This is a genomic window from Fusobacterium sp. IOR10, from assembly GCF_010367435.1.
Lineage (GTDB): Bacteria > Fusobacteriota > Fusobacteriia > Fusobacteriales > Fusobacteriaceae > Fusobacterium_B.
In genome coordinates this window covers 51,625-69,285 of record NZ_WJWY01000005.1, presented here as the reverse complement: position 1 = coordinate 69,285, position 17,661 = coordinate 51,625, and the positions used below count along the sequence as shown (strand labels likewise).

Here is a 17,661-nt window from a genome sequence, read left to right as displayed (position 1 = left end):
CAGCAAATATAGGAGGGAAAAATGGAAATACGTTATGCTTCAAGTAACAAAGATGCAAAAAAATATGATACTAATAGGTTGAGAGAGGAATATTTAATTCAAGAACTTTTTAAACCTAACAAATTAAAATTAGTTTATTCTCATTTTGATAGAATAATCGTTGGAGGAGTATGTCCAACAACAGAAACTTTAAAGTTAATCGGTAGTAAAGAATTAGGAAGTGATTTTTTCTTAGAAAGAAGAGAGTTAGGGATTATAAATATTGGTGGAGATGGAGTTGTAATATTAAATGGAGAAACATTTGAAATAAATAATAAAGATGCGTTATATGTTGGATTAGGAATAGAAAAAGTTTCATTTAAATCAAAAGATCCAAAAAATCCAGCTAAATTTTATTTAAATTCAGCTCCAGCTCATTTTAAATATCCAACAGTAAGAATAGGATTGGAAGATGCTAAAAAAGTAAAATTAGGAAGTATAGAAACTTCTAATAAAAGAACAATAAATCAGTATATTCATCCAGATGTATGTAAGTCATGCCAACTTGTTATGGGAATGACTATTTTGGAAGATGGATCTGTATGGAATAGTATGCCTTGTCATACTCATGATAGAAGAATGGAAGTTTATTTATATTTTGATATGAATGAGGATGCAAGAGTTTTCCATTTAATGGGTGAACCTTCAGAAACAAGACATGTGGTAATGAAAAGTGAGGAAGCTATAATTTCTCCTTCTTGGTCAATACATTCAGGAGTTGGAACTGCAGGTTATACATTTATATGGGGAATGGTAGGAGAAAATCAAACATTTACTGATATGGATCATGTAAAAATGGAAGATATTAAATAAAAAAAGAATATATTTTAGGAGGCAACAAATGTTAAGTAAATTTTCAATGGATTTCTTTTCTTTAAAAGGAAAGATTGCTATAGTTACAGGTGGCAATACAGGATTAGGTTTAGGATATGTTGAAGCTTTTGCTAAAGCAGGAGCAGATCTATTTGTAGTGACTTATGATAGAGAATGGGAAGAAACAAAAAAAATAGTAGAATCAGCTGGACAAAAAGTATCTTTTTATCAAGCAGATTTAACAAAAAGAAATGAGATTTCAGAAAGTGTAAAAGAATGTATGAGAGTATACGGAAAGATTGATATATTGGTAAACAATGCAGGAACAATAAAAAGAGCTCCATTGTTAGAATATAAAGATTCTGATTGGGAAGCTGTAATGAACATTAATTTAAATTCTGTTTATTATATGAGCCAAGATGTAGCTAAAATAATGGTAGAACAAAAAAGTGGTAAAATAATAAATATAGCTTCAATGCTTTCTTTCCAAGGTGGGAAGTTCGTTCCGCCCTATACAGCAAGTAAACATGGAGTAGCTGGATTAACAAAGGCTTTTGCAAATGAATTAGCATCAAAAAACATTCAAATAAATGCCATTGCTCCAGGATATATAAAAACAGCTAATACAGCTCCAATAAGAGCAGATAAAGAAAGAAATGCAGAAATATTAGGAAGAATACCTGCAGAAAGATGGGCAGATCCATTTGATTTAATGGGAACAATAGTTTTCTTAGGAAGTAGAGCTTCAGATTATATCAATGGTCATATTTTAGCAGTTGATGGTGGTTGGTTGGTTAGATAGGTTTCATTAAAAATATTTTAATTTTTTAGATATTTCATCACAAATATAGCACATACTTTTAGAAATAATTTCTATTTTTTCTGTAGTCAAATCTTCAGGAAAACAAGGGCAACTAATAGCAGCTATAATTTGATTGTTTTCATTTAAAATAGGAGTAGCAATAGCTTTTATCTTTTCTGAATGTTCCATATTATCAAAAGCAATTTTTTTAAAGTTTATTTTTAACAGTTCTTTTTTTAAAGTTTCTCTGTCTGTGATGGTATTTTCAGTATATTTAGGAAGATTTTTTTCAAGTAAGTTATTTAATTTGTTATCACTTAATTGAGAAATAAGTAGTTTACTAGCTGCTCCTGCATGAAGTGGGAAAATAGCCTTATTTGATACAGGGACTTTAATATAATCACTACTTTCAACACTAGCTATGCATCTTACAATATTTTCGTCTAAGACGCTTAATTTAAATGTTTCTTTAAATTTTAAAGAAAGTTCTTCTAAATATGGATAGGTAATATTCATTATAATATTATATTTATTATTTTTATTTGAAAAAATTGAAAATTTATTTCCTAAAGAATAAAAACTATTATTTAAGTTTAAATATTCTAGTTTAACAAGAACAAAAAGAAGGCGGTTAACAGTAGCTTTCGATAAGTTCAATTCTCTTGAAATAGTTACTTGGTTGGCTTTTTCGTTATGATAAAGGTAAGTGAAAATTTTATCAGCTTTTTCTATTGCAGGAACATTTTTTTCTAAAGTTTTATTTTTTAAGTTTTCCATAAAATTCTCCTAATTAAAATGTATAGAATATTATAACTTGAAATAATAGAAATTTCAATATTTAAAATAAACTATCTACAATAGGGAACATAGCAGCTCCTATAATTATAGAATCATCATTAAAATCTGAAAAAACTATAGTTTCCTTTCCCCTATAAAATATATGATCCTTGTATATTTCTTCTATGAGTTTTTCTTTAATAATATCCTTGTAAAAACAAATTTTCCCTGAAATAATTAATTTCTCAGGATTTGAAAAAAACAATATATTTTTTATTCCAATAGCTAAATATTTAATGTAATTATCTAAGATTTTTTTTCCTTTTTCACTGTTTAAATATTTTTCAGAAAATATATTTTCAAAGGTTGAAATTTCAGGAAAAATCCTTTTAAAATCTGAGATTAGACTTTTATTTGAAATATAAGCTCCCCAGCATCCCTTTGCACCACATTCACAAGTTCTTCCATTTGTTTCAATAATCATATGATGTAATCTTCCTGCTTTAAAATTAAAGCCCTTACTTGAATTTTGCTGTTGGAAGTTACTTATTCCCACATAGTCATTAATTGTAAGAACTGTAAAAAGGGAACATTTGGAATATTTAGAAAGAAACCCCTCTCCTATAGATGCTAAATTAGATTCATTTTCCATAAATACTGGAAGATTAAGTTCTGATTTTATTTCTTCAATAAAGGAAAGATGTACTTTATTTTTAGAGCTAAATTCTATAAATTCATTTTCTCTGTTAACAATACCAGGAACTGAAATACCAACACCAACTAATTTATCCTTGATATTTTTAGAAAGACTGTTTATGAAATCTTTAATTAAATTTAAAAGCTCCCCTTGTATTTTATCCAAATGTGAAAAAGCTGAAGTCTTTTCACAAATTATTTTTCCCTTTGCATTTATTAATATAATACTAGCCATATGTTTTTTTATTCTTACTCCAATTGAGTAGCAAAAAAAATCATTGAAAGAATATTCCACAGCTTTTCTCCCAACACCAGTTCCAATTTTTTTTTGATTAAATAGCATTTCTTTTTTTAGAAAATTATCAATTATTTTTTTAACAGTGGGAAAGCTAATGTTTAAATTTTCTGAAACATCCTTAATGACAAATTCACAATTAGAATAAAAAATATATCTAAAAACATTGTTTTCATTAGTCTCATGTGCCTTTTTCTGATACATACATATTCCCCCTTTCTTTGTATTAATAGTAACATAAAATGTATTATTGTACAAAAGTTATATTTGCACAAAGTATTTAAAAAATAAATGTGTGAGATATATTTATTGTATTTGATTTATGATAATAAAAAAGTTATCCTTGATTCGTAGGAAGAAATTAAAATGACTTTAATAATTCAATGAAAGTTAATTTTTTTTCACTATTTTTTAAAGTCATTTTAAAAATAAAAGGGGGTATGTATGTTATTTAATCCAGTGGTAGTTTCAGTTGTTTTAATGAGTATTCTTTGTTTGCTAAGGCTAAATGTAATAATATCAATGATATTAGCAGCTTTAGTAGCAGGGGTAATGTCAGGATTGGGAGTTTCAGCAACAATGGGATTTCTAATTTCAGGAATGGGTGGAAATTCAGAGACAGCACTTAGTTATGTTTTGTTAGGTACTTTAGCTGTGGCAATAAATCAAACAGGATTAGCTGGGATGATGTCTAAAAAAATTGCCAAGGTTGTAAGTGGAAGAAAATTCGTTCTATTGCTTTTAATAGCATTTATAACTTGTTTTTCACAAAATTTAATTCCAGTACACATTGCCTTTATACCAATTTTAATTCCACCATTATTAAAACTAATGAATAAATTAAAATTAGATAGAAGGGGAATGGCCTGTGCTCTAACCTTTGGATTAAAAACTCCATATATAGTTTTACCAGTTGGTTTTGGACTTATATTTCAAACAATAATAAAGGATCAAATTAATGCAAATGGGTATACAGTTACTTTAGGGCAAGTTTGGAGAGCTAACTGGATACTTGGAATTGCAATGTTCATAGGATTATTAACAGCAATATTCTTTTCATATAGAAAACCTAGAGAGTATAAGGATTTACCTTTAAAGGGTTTTGAAGAACAAAATAATATTCCAGAAAAAATGGAAACAAAACATTGGGTAACATTGGTTGGGGCAATTGTTGCCTTTGTAGTTCAATTAACAACAGGGTCTCTACCCCTTGGAGCAATAGTTGCCCTTGGGATAATGGTTGCATTTAAAGCTATTAAATGGGGAGACATTGATGATTTACTAAATGGTGGAGTTTTAATAATGGGACTTATTGCCTTTGTAATGTTAGTTGCAGCAGGTTATGGAAATGTTATTAGGGAAACAAATGCTATTCCACAACTAGTTGAAAGTGTAGTGGCAATAATAGGAACTAGTAAAGTTGCAGGGGCCTTTATAATGTTACTTGTTGGATTATTTGTAACAATGGGAATAGGAAGTTCCTTTGGAACAATTCCAATTTTAGCAGTTATATACTGTCCTTTAGCTTTAAAATTAGGTTTTTCACCAGGTGCAATAATAGTATTAATTGCAACTGCAGGAGCTTTGGGAGATGCAGGTTCTCCAGCATCAGATTCAACACTTGGACCAACATCAGGATTAAATGTAGATGGACAACACCAACATATTTGGGATACATGTGTACCAACATTCTTACATTACAATATCCCTTTGTTTATAGCAGGAATGATAGGAGCATTAATTTTTTAATAATATAGAAATTTTCAGGAGGGGGATGTATGAAATTAATAATAGGGGAAGATAAATTAACACTAGATGATCTTATTAATGTAACAAGAAGGTCTTATGAAATTCAACTGTCACAAGGTGCCTATGATAGAATAGCTAGGGCAAGAGCTTTAGTTGACAGATATGTGGAAGAAAAAAGAGTATCTTATGGAATCACAACAGGATTTGGAAAATTTTGTGATACAGTTGTGTCAAAGGAAGAAACAGGACAGTTACAAAAGAACTTAATAATGAGTCATTCTTGTGGAGTTGGAAATCCCCTTGGAATTGATGTTGTTAGGGGAATTATGTTACTAAGGGTAGTTAACCTATCTAAGGGATATTCAGGTGCAAGAAAAATAACAGTGGACACATTAGTTGAAATGTTAAACAAAGGTGTAACTCCTTATATTCCAGAAAAGGGTTCCCTTGGAGCTTCTGGAGATTTGGCTCCCTTGGCACATATGGTTTTAGTAATGCTTGGAATGGGAAGAGCCTACTACAATGGTGAACTAATGGATGGTAAAAAAGCAATGGAAAAGGGTGGAGTAAAAATTCTTCCAGAACTTTCATCAAAGGAAGGATTAGCACTAATAAATGGAACTCAAGTTATGACTTCAGTTGGGGCCCATGTAACCTATGATGCAATAAATTTAATGAAACATCTTGATTTAGCAGGTTCCCTAACAATGGAAGCTCTAAATGGAATAACTTGTGCCTTTGATCCTAGAATTCATGAGGTTAGAGGACATGCAGGACAAATAAGAACAGCAGCAAACTTTAGAAAAATTTTAAAGGAAAGTAAAAACACTAAAAAACAAGGGGAATTAAGGGTTCAAGATCCATATACATTGAGATGTATTCCTCAAATTCACGGGGCTAGTAAGGATACCCTAGACTATGTTAGGGAAAAAGTTGAAACAGAAATGGACGCTGTAACAGATAATCCAATTATATTCTGTGACACAGATGATGTTATTTCTGGAGGAAACTTCCATGGACAACCAATGGCACTTCCCTTTGATTTCCTAGGCATAGCAATATCAGAAATGGCAAATGTATCAGAAAGAAGACTTGAAAGATTAGTGAATCCAAGTTTAAACTATGGATTACCAGCATTTTTAGTGGAAAAGGGTGGAGTAAATTCAGGGTTTATGATAGTTCAATATGCAGCAGCAGCCTTAGTTTCAGAAAATAAAATCTTAGCTCATCCAGCATCTGTGGATTCAATTCCATCTTCAGCTAACCAAGAGGACCATGTATCCATGGGAACAATAGGAGCAAGAAAGGCTGGGGAAATATTACAAAATGCAAGAAAGGTTATTTCAATGGAAATATTAACAGCTTGTCAAGGTATTGACCTTAGAAAAGCAGTTGATGGTTTAGGACAAGGAACTAAGGAAGCATACAAACTTGTAAGGGAAATAGTTTCCCACTATGATACTGATAGGGTTATGCATATAGACATAGATGCAGTGGAAAAATTAATAGAAGAAAATAAAATAGTTGAAAGTGTACAAGGAAAAATAGGGGAACTAGAAATATAGGAGGGAGAAATATTATGATAAATGAAGAAATTTTTAAAACTATGACTATTAAACTGGAAAAAGAAGATATTCCAAATTATATTCCTAAGATGGATCCAAAATATAGAAGAGCACCTAAAAGAGTTGTGCATTTGGAAAAGGATGACATAGAGTTAGCCCTTAAAAATGCCTTAAGATATATTCCAGAGGAATATCATGAAAAGCTAGCTCCAGAATTTTTACATGAGCTAATGGAACATGGTAGAATCTATGGATATAGATTTAGACCTGAAGGAAGAATTTATGGAAAACCAATAGATGAATACAAGGGAAACTGTGTTGAAGGAAAGGCAATTCAAGTTATGATAGAAAATAATTTGGACTTTGAAATTGCTCTGTATCCTTATGAGTTAGTTACTTATGGTGAAACAGGACAAGTTTGTCAAAACTGGATGCAATATAGATTAATAAAAAAATATTTACAACATTTAAAACAAGATCAAACTTTAGTAGTAGCATCAGGACATCCAACTGGACTCTTTAGATCCAAAGCAACTGCACCTAGATGTATTATGACAAATGCTCTTATGATTGGAGAATTTGATGACTATAATAACTGGGCTAGAGCTGCAGCTATAGGAGTTGCAAACTATGGACAAATGACAGCTGGTGGATGGATGTACATTGGTCCCCAAGGGATAGTTCATGGAACTTATTCCACAATATTAAATGCAGCTAGACTATTTTGTGGAGTTCCCAAGGATGGGAACTTAGCTGGAAAACTATTTGTTACCTCAGGACTTGGGGGAATGAGTGGAGCCCAAGGAAAGGCAACTGTAATTGCTAAAGGTGTTGGAATTATAGCTGAAGTTGATAGATCAAGAATCCAAACTAGATTGGACCAAGGATGGGTTGATGAAATAGCAGAAAGTCCAAAAGCTGCTTTTGAAATTGCCAATGAAAAACAAGAGAAGAAACTTCCCTATGCAATAGCCTTCCACGGAAATATAGTTGATCTGTTAGAGTATGCAGATGAAAATAATATTCACATTGATTTGTTGTCAGATCAAACATCTTGCCACGCTGTTTATGATGGGGGATATTGTCCTGTGGGAATGACCTTTGAAGAAAGAACAGCTTTACTTGGGGAAGATAGGGAAAAATTCAATGAACTTGTAAATGAAACTTTGAAAAAACATTATGCAGTTATTAAAAGACTAACTAGTAAGGGAGTATATTTCTTTGACTATGGAAATAGTTTCCTAAAGGCCTTGTATGATGTTGGAATAAAAGAAATTTCAAAAAATGGTAGAGATGACAAGGGTGGATTTATTTATCCTTCCTATGTTGAAGATATATTGGGACCTGAATTATTTGACTATGGATATGGACCATTTAGATGGGTGTGCTTATCTGGTAAAAAGGAAGATCTATTAAAAACAGATAAGGCTGCCCTTGACTTAGTTGATCCAAATAGAAGATATCAAGATAGGGACAACTATATTTGGATACGTGACGCAGATAAAAATGGATTGGTAGTTGGAACCCAAGCAAGAATATTCTATCAAGATGCAGAAAGCAGAACTAAAATAGCTCTTTCCTTTAATAAAATGGTAAGAGATGGGGAAATAGGACCAGTTATGCTAGGAAGAGATCACCATGATGTATCAGGAACAGATTCTCCCTTTAGAGAAACTTCAAATATTAAAGATGGAAGTAATATAATGGCAGATATGGCAACTCAATGTTTTGCAGGAAACGCAGCTCGTGGAATGTCAATGATTGCCCTTCACAATGGTGGGGGAGTTGGAATTGGAAAATCTATAAATGGTGGATTTGGAATGGTTCTTGACGGAAGTAAAAGAGTTGATGAAATCCTTGCTCAAGCCATGCCTTGGGATGTAATGGGTGGAGTTGCAAGAAGAGCTTGGGCTAGAAATCCCCACTCTATTGAAACTGCAATGTTATATAATAAAAACAACAAGGGAACAGATCATATAACTATTCCTTATATTGCAAATGAAGAATTTATTAAAAAATTAGTTAAGGAGGGTATATGAAGGGAGATTTAATATTGTATAATATTGGAACCCTAGTAACATCCAAGGAATTACAAAGGGAATCAATTGGAGATATGGAAAATATTGAAATTTTACATAATGCCTATTTAGCTGTTTCCAAGGGAAAGGTTTTAGCCCTTGGACAAGGTGAGGTTCCAAAGTCAATTGTAGGGGAAGAGACTTTACTTGTTGATGCTCATAAAAAAGTTGTAACTCCAGGGATAATAGATTCCCACACTCATTTGGTTCACTATGGATCTAGGGAAAATGAACTTCCCCTTAAAATAAAAGGAGTTCCATATTTGGGAATATTAAAAAAAGGTGGAGGAATATTAAGTACAGTTAGGGATACAAGAAAGGCAACAGAGGAACAATTATTTCAAAAGGCCTATGATGTTTTAAATAGAATGCTTGCCTTTGGAGTGACAACTGTTGAAAGTAAAAGTGGTTATGGATTGAACTTGGAAACTGAATTAAAACAGTTAAGAACAAATAAAAAATTAAATGAAAATCATCCAATTGATGTAATTTCAACTTTCTTAGGGGCCCACGCAGTTCCTGAGGAATATAAGGATGATCCAAAGGGATATGTTAATGAAGTTATAAGAATGTTACCTATTATTAAGGAAAGTAATTTAGCAGAATTTTGTGATATTTTCTGTGAAGACAGTGTTTTCAATGTGGAAGAAAGTAGACATATATTAAAAGAAGCTAAAAAATGTGCCTTTAAATTAAAAATCCATGCTGATGAAATAGTTTCCCTTGGGGGAGCTGAGTTAGCTGGGGAACTTAGTGCAATTTCTGCAGAGCATTTAATGGCAATTAGTGATAAGGGGATTAAAGAATTATGCAAAAATAATGTAATAGCAAATATACTTCCAGGAACATCCTTTAATTTAGGAAAGGATTATGCCCCTGTTAGAAAAATGATAGATAAGGGGATAACAGTTGCTATTTCAACAGATTATAATCCAGGGTCTTGTCCATGTGAAAACATACAACTTGCTATGAACATAGCTTCAGCTCAAATAAAAATGACTCCAATTGAAATATTTAAAAGTGTAACTATAAATGCTGCAAAGGCAGTGGGAAGACAAGATACTATAGGAAGTTTAGAAGTTGGGAAGCTAGCAGATTTTGTAGTTTTCAATGTGGAAAATCTAAACTATATTTTCTATAATTTTGGAATTAATCATGTGGAAGATGTGTATAAACAAGGGGAAAAAGTAATATCAAAGGGGAAAATAAATTTCTCATAGATTACAGAAAATGAATATAAAAAGAAATCTCCTAGGAATAGTCCTAGGAGATTTTTTAGTATACTTAGGGGTAATACTAAAGTTATTTAAATAAGTTAATTGCTGTTATAATAATTGGCATTTGGAAAATATCAATTAAAAATGCTCCTGTAAGGGGAATTATAAGGTAGGGATTTACAGTATATCCATATCTTCCACTAACTTCACCCATGTTTATCATTGCATTTGTAGTCGCTCCAAGTCCAGAACCACACATTCCTGAAACCATAACAGCAGCGTCATAATCTCTACCCATAGCTCTAAATACAATGAATCTTGTATAAAGGAACATAAAGAGAACTTGACACAGTAAAATTATAATCATTGGAACAGCTAGGGCAGCTAATTCCCAAAGCTTTAAAGAAATTAAAGCCATTGAAAGGAAAATATTTAAAGATGCCTCTCCAATTATATTGATTAAGTTTCTGTCCATATTAAACCATTTGTATTTAATATTTAAGTTATTGAAAATAATAGCGCAAAACATTGCTCCAACATAAGATGGAAGTGCTAGGTTGAAACTAGCCTTTAAAAGGTTACTAATTGATATTCCAACAGTCATAATAATAGCTAACATGGAAATATGTCTTAGCATTGAGTTAAGGTTGATTTCCTTTTTATCAATGTCTATTTTAAGTCCAACTTCATTTTCATTTACAACATTTTTAGGTTTTAATTTGTATTTTTTTATTAAACTAATTCCTAGGGGAGCTCCTAATAATCCCCCTGCCACAAGTCCAAAAGTAGCTGAAGATAAGGCCATTGTAAGGGAACCAGTGACACCTAAACTTTCAACAGTTTGTCCAAAGGCTCCAGCTGCACCATGTCCACCAGACATTGAAACAGAACCTGCAAGAACCCCAAGAAGAGGATTGATTCCAGTGAATTTAGCAACAGACACCCCAATAACTGTTTGCATAAAAGTCATAAATCCACTTAAAAGCCAAAATATAATTAAAAGTTTTCCACCTTTTTTAAGTCCATCAATTGAAGAACCTAAACCAATAGTTGTAAAGAAGACAACCATGAAAGGAGTAAGTAAAGCAGTGTTATATTGTATACTTCCAATATGTACACTTCTAATAGTAAGATGTATTATTGCAAATAATAATCCCCCTAAAACAGCAGCAGGTACTCCAAACTTATCTAGAAAATTGAGTTTTTCCTTCATAAGTTTTCCAACGTAAAGTGATATAAGCCCAATGGCAACAGTTCCAACCATATCAAAATTAAAAAGTATTCCCAAGTCATTAAAGCTAAAATTCATTTGTCCCCCTCTAAACTTAAATTATTTATTTTTTGGAATTTAACATCATATTATAGATTAAAACCCCAACTAATTTAGCAGTTTTCTTATCAATGTCATAAACTGGATTAACTTCAGCAAAGTCAACACAAACAACCTTTTTAGTTTTTAGAATTTCTTGAAAGATTCTCTCTCCCTTTCTAGGATCCAAACCTAAAACTGTTGGAGCAGAAACTCCAGGTGCGTAATTTGCATCAAAAACATCAACACAAAAAGTTACATAGACAATGTCAACACTATCACAATATTTTTTCAAACTTTCAATAATAAAATCTTCCCTTTGGTTTTCATCTAAAATTAAAGTATTAAATTCTTTAGCTGTTTCAATTAAACGTTTTGTATTTCCGATACTTTTATATCCAACAATTGAATATAAAACATTGTTGTCATGGTCTAGAATTTCCTTAAAGGAAGTTCCAGAGGTTCTTTCTTTAGAGTATGGTCTTATGTCCAAGTGAGTGTCAAAATTAATTAATCCTATTTTTTTATCAGGATAGGCCTTTCTTATTCCAAGATAAGATCCATAGGCTATGTCATGTCCTCCTCCAAGTCCAATTGGAAAATTTCCTTTCTTTATAACTTCAGCTACCTTATTTGAATATTCCTCTTGGGCAGCTTCTGTGATTTTATTTGATAAATTTCCAAAATCATAAATTTCCAAATTATCTATTTTAGGAAAAGAACCCATTGCCTTTCTAATTGAATCAGATCCATCCTTTGCTCCAACTCTTCCATTATTTCTTCTAACCCCTTCATCTGTGTCATAACCAATGAAACAATATCCAGAATTTTCCTTCATGTCCTTTGCTTCCCTTATTACTTGCCACAGTCTTAAATCTATTTCTTCATCTCCATCATATCTTCCGCTCCATAATGTTTTCATAATCTCTCCCCCTTAAAATTAAAGTTCAACATATCCATAAAATAATTTAGCCCCTAGGGAGGTGTAATTAATTACCTCTCCTTTGAAAATAGCTATACTCCCAGGGTCAAGTACATGGTCCCCAATTTTTATGTTTCCTAAAATACAATATATAAAGGATATGTTATTTTTAGAATCAATGGTATTTATATTATTTTGTGAAATTTCTTTAAAATGAAAGTCTCCCCTTCCATTGTTGTTTATAATTAAATTAAAATCAGTTACCCTTCCCTTGGAATAAGTTGTCCAATCTCCAGAGAATCTGTGAATCTTATAGGGATCAATTGTAACCTCACCATGATCCAAATGTTTTAAGTTCATCTTACCTTGTAAAATAGAAATAACCCTATTCATATTATTAAATTTTGTAAAGGTACTTTCTTCAACTTCAGTTGTAGCAGTGCTAATTCTAAATTTAAAATCTCTTTTTTTAAAATCACAATGTTCAGGATAGATGTATAGCTCTTTGGTTATTCCACCACTCCATTTACTTATAATCCCTTTTTTACCAGGTATTATCTTAAACATATGTCCACCTTCCCTATGAAAAATAATCTTCTAAGTAACACAGTGTCACTTAACTATTTTATGATAGCATTTTATTTTGGAAAAAACAAGAAAAAAATGTAGAAAACAGGGATATAACATATAAAAAATAAATATTATGTATTAATAAGAAACATGCTTTTTTTATTTTAACATTTGTGCTATAATTGTGAAGATTAGAATTATAAAACAATGGGAAAATTCAAGGGGTAATGTATGGATTTTGAGAGAGTTAAAAATGAGGAGCAAAGAAAAATAAGGGTGAAACAAATAAAAGACGCAGCTATCAAGATATTTGACAAGCGTAAATATTTGGACATTACCTTGGCAGAAATAGCCAAAGAGACTAATTTTACAAGGGGGAATCTCTATAAATATGTTTCTTCTAAGGAGGAGATCTATTTACTTGTTATAGCTGATGAATTTGCTCAGTTAGTGGGAGATTTACAGGTTAAGATTTGTAAAAAATTCTCAAAGGAAGTTGAAAATTTTGCCAATATACTTGCATTAACCATAAGTGAACATGAAAGGTTTTTAAAGCTTTATTCAATTTTATATGCCTTTCTTGAAAAAAATGTTTCTGAAGAAAAATTAATAGAGTTTAAGGAGAGTTTTAGTGAAGTTATGAGTGAATTTGTAAAGGTTGTACAAACTGCCTTTCCAGAACTTAATTCAAAAGAAATAAGAAAATTTATAGAGATACTAGGATGTTTTGTAATTGGGTTCTATCCATTGTCTAATCCAGATTCTATTCAAAAAAATGCTTTTATAAAATCCTCAACTGGATATTATCCTTCAAATTTTGTTGAAACTTTAAAGGAACAAATAATTTTTAATTTGAAAAATGTAACTTATTCAGAAAATAAAATATTTTCTATTCCATATAGGTTGGTCTAGGGAAAGCTCTAGAAAGACATATATATTACTGATGAATAAAAACGTTTATATTTAAAAATTATATGGTATAATATTGGAAATTTAATTTAAAATTAAGATTAAGGGGGGCTACAAAATGAAAATTGACTTAAACAGTGATCTAGGAGAAAGTTTTGGAGTTTATAAGATTGGGATGGACCAAGAGGTTTTGAAATATATTTCCTCTGCTAACGTTGCCTGTGGATGGCATGCTGGAGATTCAATGGTTATGGAAAAAACAGTGGCTTTAGCTAAAAAAAATGGAGTTGCAGTTGGTGCTCATCCAGGTTATCCTGATTTAGTTGGATTTGGAAGAAGAACTTTAAATGTTACACCTGAAGAAGTTAAAACTTATGTTAAATACCAAGTTGGTGCTTTACTTGCCTTTACAAAGGGAGCTGGAGTTAGGATGCAACATGTTAAACCCCACGGAGCAATGTATAATATGGCAGCAAAGGACTATAAACTTGCCCTAGCAATAGCCCAAGGGATAAAAGAAGTGGATGAAAATTTAGTGCTAATGGGACTTGCAAATAGTGAAATGATAAGAGCAGCAAAGGATGTTGGTCTTAAAGTTGCAAATGAAGTTTTTGCAGATAGAGCTTACAATGATGATGGAAGTTTAGTTGCAAGATCTCTTCCAGGAGCAGTAATACATGATAAAGATGTGGCAATAAAAAGAGTTATAAGAATGGTTAAAGAGGGAAAAGTTGAAAGTATAACAGGAAAAGATGTGGACATAACAGTTGAATCAATTTGTATACATGGGGATAACCCAGAAGCTTTGGAATTTGCTAAAAATATAAAGGAAGCATTAATAAATGAAGGTATAGAAATATCATCTTTATAAAAAATAGGAGGAATACAAATGACAAAAAGTAATACATCAGAGAAAAAGAAAAAAGGAGCCATAATAGGTGCAGCTTTTATTATGGCAACTTCAGCAGTAGGACCTGGATTTTTAACTCAAACAGCAGTATTTACAGAAAAGTTTGGATCTAACTTTGCCTTTGTTATACTAATGGTAACAATAGCTACAATAATTATTCAACTTAATATTTGGAGAGTTATTTGTGTATCAGGAATGAGAGGACAAGATATTGCAAATAAAGTTCTTCCAGGACTTGGATATGTTGTTGCATTTTTAGTTGCATTAGGTGGACTTGCTTTTAATATAGGAAATATTGGAGGAGCAGCTCTAGGATTAAATGTTTTATTTGGTTTAAATACAACAGTTGGAGTTCTTATTTCAGGAGCTTTAGGAGCATTTGTATTTTTACAAAAAGATATGGGTAATATAATGGATAGACTTACAAAGGTTTTAGGAGCTATGATGATAATAGTTATGACCTATGTTGCTGTGTCTTCAAACCCTCCAGTTGGAAGAGCTTTACATGATGCAGTTTTACCTGAAAGTTATGGGGCACTTACTTTTTCAATTATAACTTTACTAGGTGGTACTATTGGAGGATACATTACATTTGCAGGGGCTCATAGACTTGTTGATGCAGATACTAAGGGAATTGAAAACTTAGGGAAAATTAATCAAAGTTCTATTTTAGGTGTTTCAGTTGCATCAATAATTAGAGTTATGCTATTTTTAGCAGTACTTGGAGTTGTTTCAACAGGATTTAAATTAGATCCATCTAATCCACCAGCATCAGCTTTTAAAGCAGGGGCAGGAATAGTTGGTTATAAAATATTTGGACTAGTAATATTCTCAGCAGCTTTAACATCTATTGTAGGAGCAGCTTATACATCAGTTTCTTTCTTAAAAACTTTATCAAAAACAGTTATGAACAATGAAAAACAATTTATAATTGGATTTATTGTTTTTTCAACTGCTGTAATGGCATTTATTGGAAAACCAGTTGTACTTCTTGTTCTTGCAGGATCTTTAAATGGTTTAATTTTACCTTTAACTTTAGGAGTTATACTTTTAGGTTCTAAAAAGAAAGAAATAGTTGGAGAATACAAACATTCTCAATTACTAACTGTTTTAGGATGGATAGTAGTTGTAGCAAGTGGATATGCAGGAGTGCTATCTTTACAAAATATTATGAAAATATTTGGTTAGGGGGAAGAATATGAAATTTTTAAAGGCTGGAGATTCAGCTTTAGTTATAGAACTAGGAAATGAAATATCTCCTGTAATTAATTTTAAACTAAAGAAAATAACAGAATTTTTAGATAATTTAAATAAACAAGGAATTAAGGATTTGTTACCAACATATAGATCTATAATAGTTTATTACAATCCCTTGTTGGTTTCCTTTGATGAAATAAAAAATATAGTTGAAGAAAATTGTAATTTTGAAAATGAAAAAATAGATGAAATAGAAAAAGAAATAGTTGAAATACCTGTGCTTTATGGTGGAGAGTACGGACCTGACCTTGAAAATATTGCTAAACATAACAATATAACAACAGAAGAGGTTATAAAAATCCATACTTCAGGGGAATACTTAGTATATATGTTAGGGTTCACACCAGGATTCCCATATTTAGGGGGAATGTCTAAGAAAATTGCAACACCAAGACTTAAGGAACCAAGAACAAAGATTCCTGCAGGATCAGTTGGAATAGCAGGGGAACAAACAGGAGTTTATCCAATAGAAAGCCCTGGAGGTTGGCAGTTGCTAGGAAGATCTCCTCTTAATTTCTTCAATCCAAATAGTGATAAGCCTTTTCTTTTAAAAGCAGGTCAATACATTAAATTTGTTTCTGTAACAGAGGAAGAGTACTTGAAATTAAAAGGGAAGGAGGACTAATGGAAACTTTAAAAATTACAGATAGTGGACTTTTAAGTTCTATTCAAGATTTAGGAAGATATGGATACCAAAGATATGGAGTTTCATGTTCTGGTGTTATGGATGAGTATGCTGCTAAAATAGGAAATAAGTTAGTTGGAAATAATGAAGGTGCTGCAGTTATAGAAACTACATTAAAGGGTATTTCAGGGAAATTTTTAACAGATACTATGATCTCTGTAACAGGTGGACAATGTGATGTATTTTTAAATGGGGAAAAAATAGAGTTGTGGAAATCTCACAGTGTTAAAGCAGGGGACATTTTAAAGATGGGATTTTGTAAATCTGGTCTTAGAAACTATATTGCTTTTTCAGGGGGAATAGATGTACCAGTTGTAATGAACAGTAGATCAACTAATTTAAAGGCGAAAATTGGTGGATTTAAAGGAAGAAAACTTATGGTAAATGATGTAATATGTTCCTTTGAAAATTTAGCCAAAACAGAAATAATGAAGTTAGATGAAAACCTTATTCCACAAAATTCAGGGGAAATAGAAGTTAGAGTTATATTAGGACAACAATGTGATTATTTCACAGATGCTGGTATTAAAACTTTCTTTAATGAGACATATACAACTACCCAAGATGGGGATAGAATGGGAATTAGATTAGCAGGTGCAGAGGTTGAGCATATTAAGGGAGCAGATATAATTTCAGATGGTATAACATTTGGAGCTATACAAATTCCTGGAAACGGTCAACCAATAATAATGATGGCAGATAGACAAACAACAGGGGGATATACTAAAATTGGTAATGTAATATCAGTTGATTTACCAAAATTAGCCCAAGGTAAACCTGGAACAAAGGTAAGATTTAAAGAGGTTTTTGAAAATGAAGCTATTAGATTAATGAGGGAAAATGATGAGTTAATTAATAGTGAAAATTCCTATGAAATAGAAGGTAAGAAAAAAGTCTACTCAATAGTACTTCAAGGCAAAAAAGTACAAGTGGAAATAGAAAGAATTAAATAAAATTGAAAGAAACAAGTACAAATAACCATAATTCATTTGACAAAATCATATACTGGTTATATACTCAAACTGAAGAGCATTAACATTGCACTCCGTTTAATTATTTTTTATTATT

At 31.5% G+C, this 17,661-nt stretch carries 16 protein-coding genes; 11 read left to right on the top strand and 5 right to left on the bottom strand.

Annotation, left to right across the window (positions count from 1 at the left end):
* The first annotated feature begins 21 nt into the window (after positions 1 to 21).
* The gene (kduI, locus tag GIL12_RS02260) at positions 22 to 852 is read left to right on the top strand and encodes a 5-dehydro-4-deoxy-D-glucuronate isomerase (RefSeq protein WP_163468701.1); all 831 of its coding nucleotides are present in this window, start codon (positions 22 to 24) and stop codon (positions 850 to 852) included.
* A 28-nt stretch (positions 853 to 880) separates the two neighbouring features.
* Entirely contained in the window at positions 881 to 1,654 is a 774-nt protein-coding gene (kduD, locus tag GIL12_RS02255; protein WP_163468699.1) for a 2-dehydro-3-deoxy-D-gluconate 5-dehydrogenase KduD, read from the top strand.
* Positions 1,655 to 1,660: 6 nt separating this feature from the next.
* On the opposite strand, the gene GIL12_RS02250 is transcribed toward kduD, so the two are convergent.
* Positions 1,661 to 2,431: an IclR family transcriptional regulator gene (locus GIL12_RS02250; RefSeq protein ID WP_163468697.1), complete on the bottom strand. Its 771-nt coding sequence runs from the start codon at positions 2,429 to 2,431 to the stop codon at positions 1,661 to 1,663.
* Between the two features lie 61 nt (positions 2,432 to 2,492).
* A complete protein-coding gene (locus GIL12_RS02245) occupies positions 2,493 to 3,626 on the bottom strand; it encodes an ROK family protein (RefSeq protein WP_163468695.1) in 1,134 nt (377 codons plus the stop codon).
* A 240-nt stretch (positions 3,627 to 3,866) separates the two neighbouring features.
* Between GIL12_RS02245 and GIL12_RS02240 the strand changes: the two genes are divergently transcribed.
* The 4 genes from GIL12_RS02240 to hutI are packed head-to-tail and all read left to right on the top strand — an operon-like array spanning position 3,867 to position 10,034.
* Positions 3,867 to 5,171, top strand: a complete 1,305-nt coding sequence (locus tag GIL12_RS02240; RefSeq protein ID WP_163468693.1) for a Na+/H+ antiporter family protein — start codon at positions 3,867 to 3,869, stop codon at positions 5,169 to 5,171.
* A 29-nt stretch (positions 5,172 to 5,200) separates the two neighbouring features.
* Positions 5,201 to 6,736 (top strand): histidine ammonia-lyase, encoded by a 1,536-nt coding sequence (hutH, locus tag GIL12_RS02235; RefSeq protein WP_163468691.1) that lies wholly within the window; start codon positions 5,201 to 5,203, stop codon positions 6,734 to 6,736.
* Positions 6,737 to 6,750: 14 nt separating this feature from the next.
* A complete protein-coding gene (locus GIL12_RS02230; protein WP_163468689.1) occupies positions 6,751 to 8,775 on the top strand; it encodes a urocanate hydratase in 2,025 nt (674 codons plus the stop codon).
* The gene (hutI, locus tag GIL12_RS02225) at positions 8,772 to 10,034 is read left to right on the top strand and encodes an imidazolonepropionase (RefSeq protein WP_163468687.1); all 1,263 of its coding nucleotides are present in this window, start codon (positions 8,772 to 8,774) and stop codon (positions 10,032 to 10,034) included. Before GIL12_RS02230 ends, hutI begins: the two co-directional genes overlap by 4 nt.
* 82 nt (positions 10,035 to 10,116) lie before the next feature.
* Here hutI and gltS read toward each other — a convergent pair whose 3' ends face one another.
* The 3 genes from gltS to GIL12_RS02210 are packed head-to-tail and all read right to left on the bottom strand — an operon-like array spanning position 10,117 to position 12,829.
* Entirely contained in the window at positions 10,117 to 11,340 is a 1,224-nt protein-coding gene (gene gltS / locus GIL12_RS02220; protein ID WP_163468685.1) for a sodium/glutamate symporter, read from the bottom strand.
* Positions 11,341 to 11,365: 25 nt separating this feature from the next.
* A complete protein-coding gene (hutG, locus tag GIL12_RS02215) occupies positions 11,366 to 12,262 on the bottom strand; it encodes a formimidoylglutamase (RefSeq protein ID WP_163468683.1) in 897 nt (298 codons plus the stop codon).
* A gap of 18 nt (positions 12,263 to 12,280) precedes the next feature.
* Positions 12,281 to 12,829 carry a HutD family protein gene (locus tag GIL12_RS02210; RefSeq protein WP_163468681.1) on the bottom strand — a complete coding sequence of 183 codons (549 nt, stop codon included), beginning with the start codon at positions 12,827 to 12,829 and terminating at the stop codon, positions 12,281 to 12,283.
* Positions 12,830 to 13,063: 234 nt separating this feature from the next.
* Here GIL12_RS02210 and GIL12_RS02205 point away from each other — a divergent pair, with 234 nt between their 5' ends.
* From GIL12_RS02205 to GIL12_RS02185, 5 genes are all read left to right on the top strand, one after another.
* Positions 13,064 to 13,744 carry a TetR/AcrR family transcriptional regulator gene (locus GIL12_RS02205; protein ID WP_163468679.1) on the top strand — a complete coding sequence of 227 codons (681 nt, stop codon included), beginning with the start codon at positions 13,064 to 13,066 and terminating at the stop codon, positions 13,742 to 13,744.
* 115 nt (positions 13,745 to 13,859) lie between these two features.
* A complete protein-coding gene (locus tag GIL12_RS02200) occupies positions 13,860 to 14,612 on the top strand; it encodes a LamB/YcsF family protein (protein ID WP_163468677.1) in 753 nt (250 codons plus the stop codon).
* Between the two features lie 18 nt (positions 14,613 to 14,630).
* The gene (locus GIL12_RS02195) at positions 14,631 to 15,839 is read left to right on the top strand and encodes an NRAMP family divalent metal transporter (RefSeq protein ID WP_163468676.1); all 1,209 of its coding nucleotides are present in this window, start codon (positions 14,631 to 14,633) and stop codon (positions 15,837 to 15,839) included.
* A 10-nt stretch (positions 15,840 to 15,849) separates the two neighbouring features.
* Entirely contained in the window at positions 15,850 to 16,533 is a 684-nt protein-coding gene (pxpB, locus tag GIL12_RS02190) for a 5-oxoprolinase subunit PxpB (protein ID WP_163468674.1), read from the top strand.
* A complete protein-coding gene (locus GIL12_RS02185; RefSeq protein WP_163468672.1) occupies positions 16,533 to 17,546 on the top strand; it encodes a biotin-dependent carboxyltransferase family protein in 1,014 nt (337 codons plus the stop codon). The genes pxpB and GIL12_RS02185 overlap by 1 nt, the downstream gene beginning before the upstream one ends.
* Positions 17,547 to 17,661 lie beyond the last annotated feature (115 nt).

Coding starts and splice junctions, on each gene's coding strand:
- kduI (WP_163468701.1), top strand. CDS start 22: ATGGAAATACGTTATGCTTCAAGTAACAAAGATGCAAAAAAATATGAT.
- kduD (WP_163468699.1), top strand. CDS start 881: ATGTTAAGTAAATTTTCAATGGATTTCTTTTCTTTAAAAGGAAAGATT.
- GIL12_RS02250 (WP_163468697.1), bottom strand. CDS start 2,431: ATGGAAAACTTAAAAAATAAAACTTTAGAAAAAAATGTTCCTGCAATA.
- GIL12_RS02245 (WP_163468695.1), bottom strand. CDS start 3,626: ATGTATCAGAAAAAGGCACATGAGACTAATGAAAACAATGTTTTTAGA.
- GIL12_RS02240 (WP_163468693.1), top strand. CDS start 3,867: ATGTTATTTAATCCAGTGGTAGTTTCAGTTGTTTTAATGAGTATTCTT.
- hutH (WP_163468691.1), top strand. CDS start 5,201: ATGAAATTAATAATAGGGGAAGATAAATTAACACTAGATGATCTTATT.
- GIL12_RS02230 (WP_163468689.1), top strand. CDS start 6,751: ATGATAAATGAAGAAATTTTTAAAACTATGACTATTAAACTGGAAAAA.
- hutI (WP_163468687.1), top strand. CDS start 8,772: ATGAAGGGAGATTTAATATTGTATAATATTGGAACCCTAGTAACATCC.
- gltS (WP_163468685.1), bottom strand. CDS start 11,340: ATGAATTTTAGCTTTAATGACTTGGGAATACTTTTTAATTTTGATATG.
- hutG (WP_163468683.1), bottom strand. CDS start 12,262: ATGAAAACATTATGGAGCGGAAGATATGATGGAGATGAAGAAATAGAT.
- GIL12_RS02210 (WP_163468681.1), bottom strand. CDS start 12,829: ATGTTTAAGATAATACCTGGTAAAAAAGGGATTATAAGTAAATGGAGT.
- GIL12_RS02205 (WP_163468679.1), top strand. CDS start 13,064: ATGGATTTTGAGAGAGTTAAAAATGAGGAGCAAAGAAAAATAAGGGTG.
- GIL12_RS02200 (WP_163468677.1), top strand. CDS start 13,860: ATGAAAATTGACTTAAACAGTGATCTAGGAGAAAGTTTTGGAGTTTAT.
- GIL12_RS02195 (WP_163468676.1), top strand. CDS start 14,631: ATGACAAAAAGTAATACATCAGAGAAAAAGAAAAAAGGAGCCATAATA.
- pxpB (WP_163468674.1), top strand. CDS start 15,850: ATGAAATTTTTAAAGGCTGGAGATTCAGCTTTAGTTATAGAACTAGGA.
- GIL12_RS02185 (WP_163468672.1), top strand. CDS start 16,533: ATGGAAACTTTAAAAATTACAGATAGTGGACTTTTAAGTTCTATTCAA.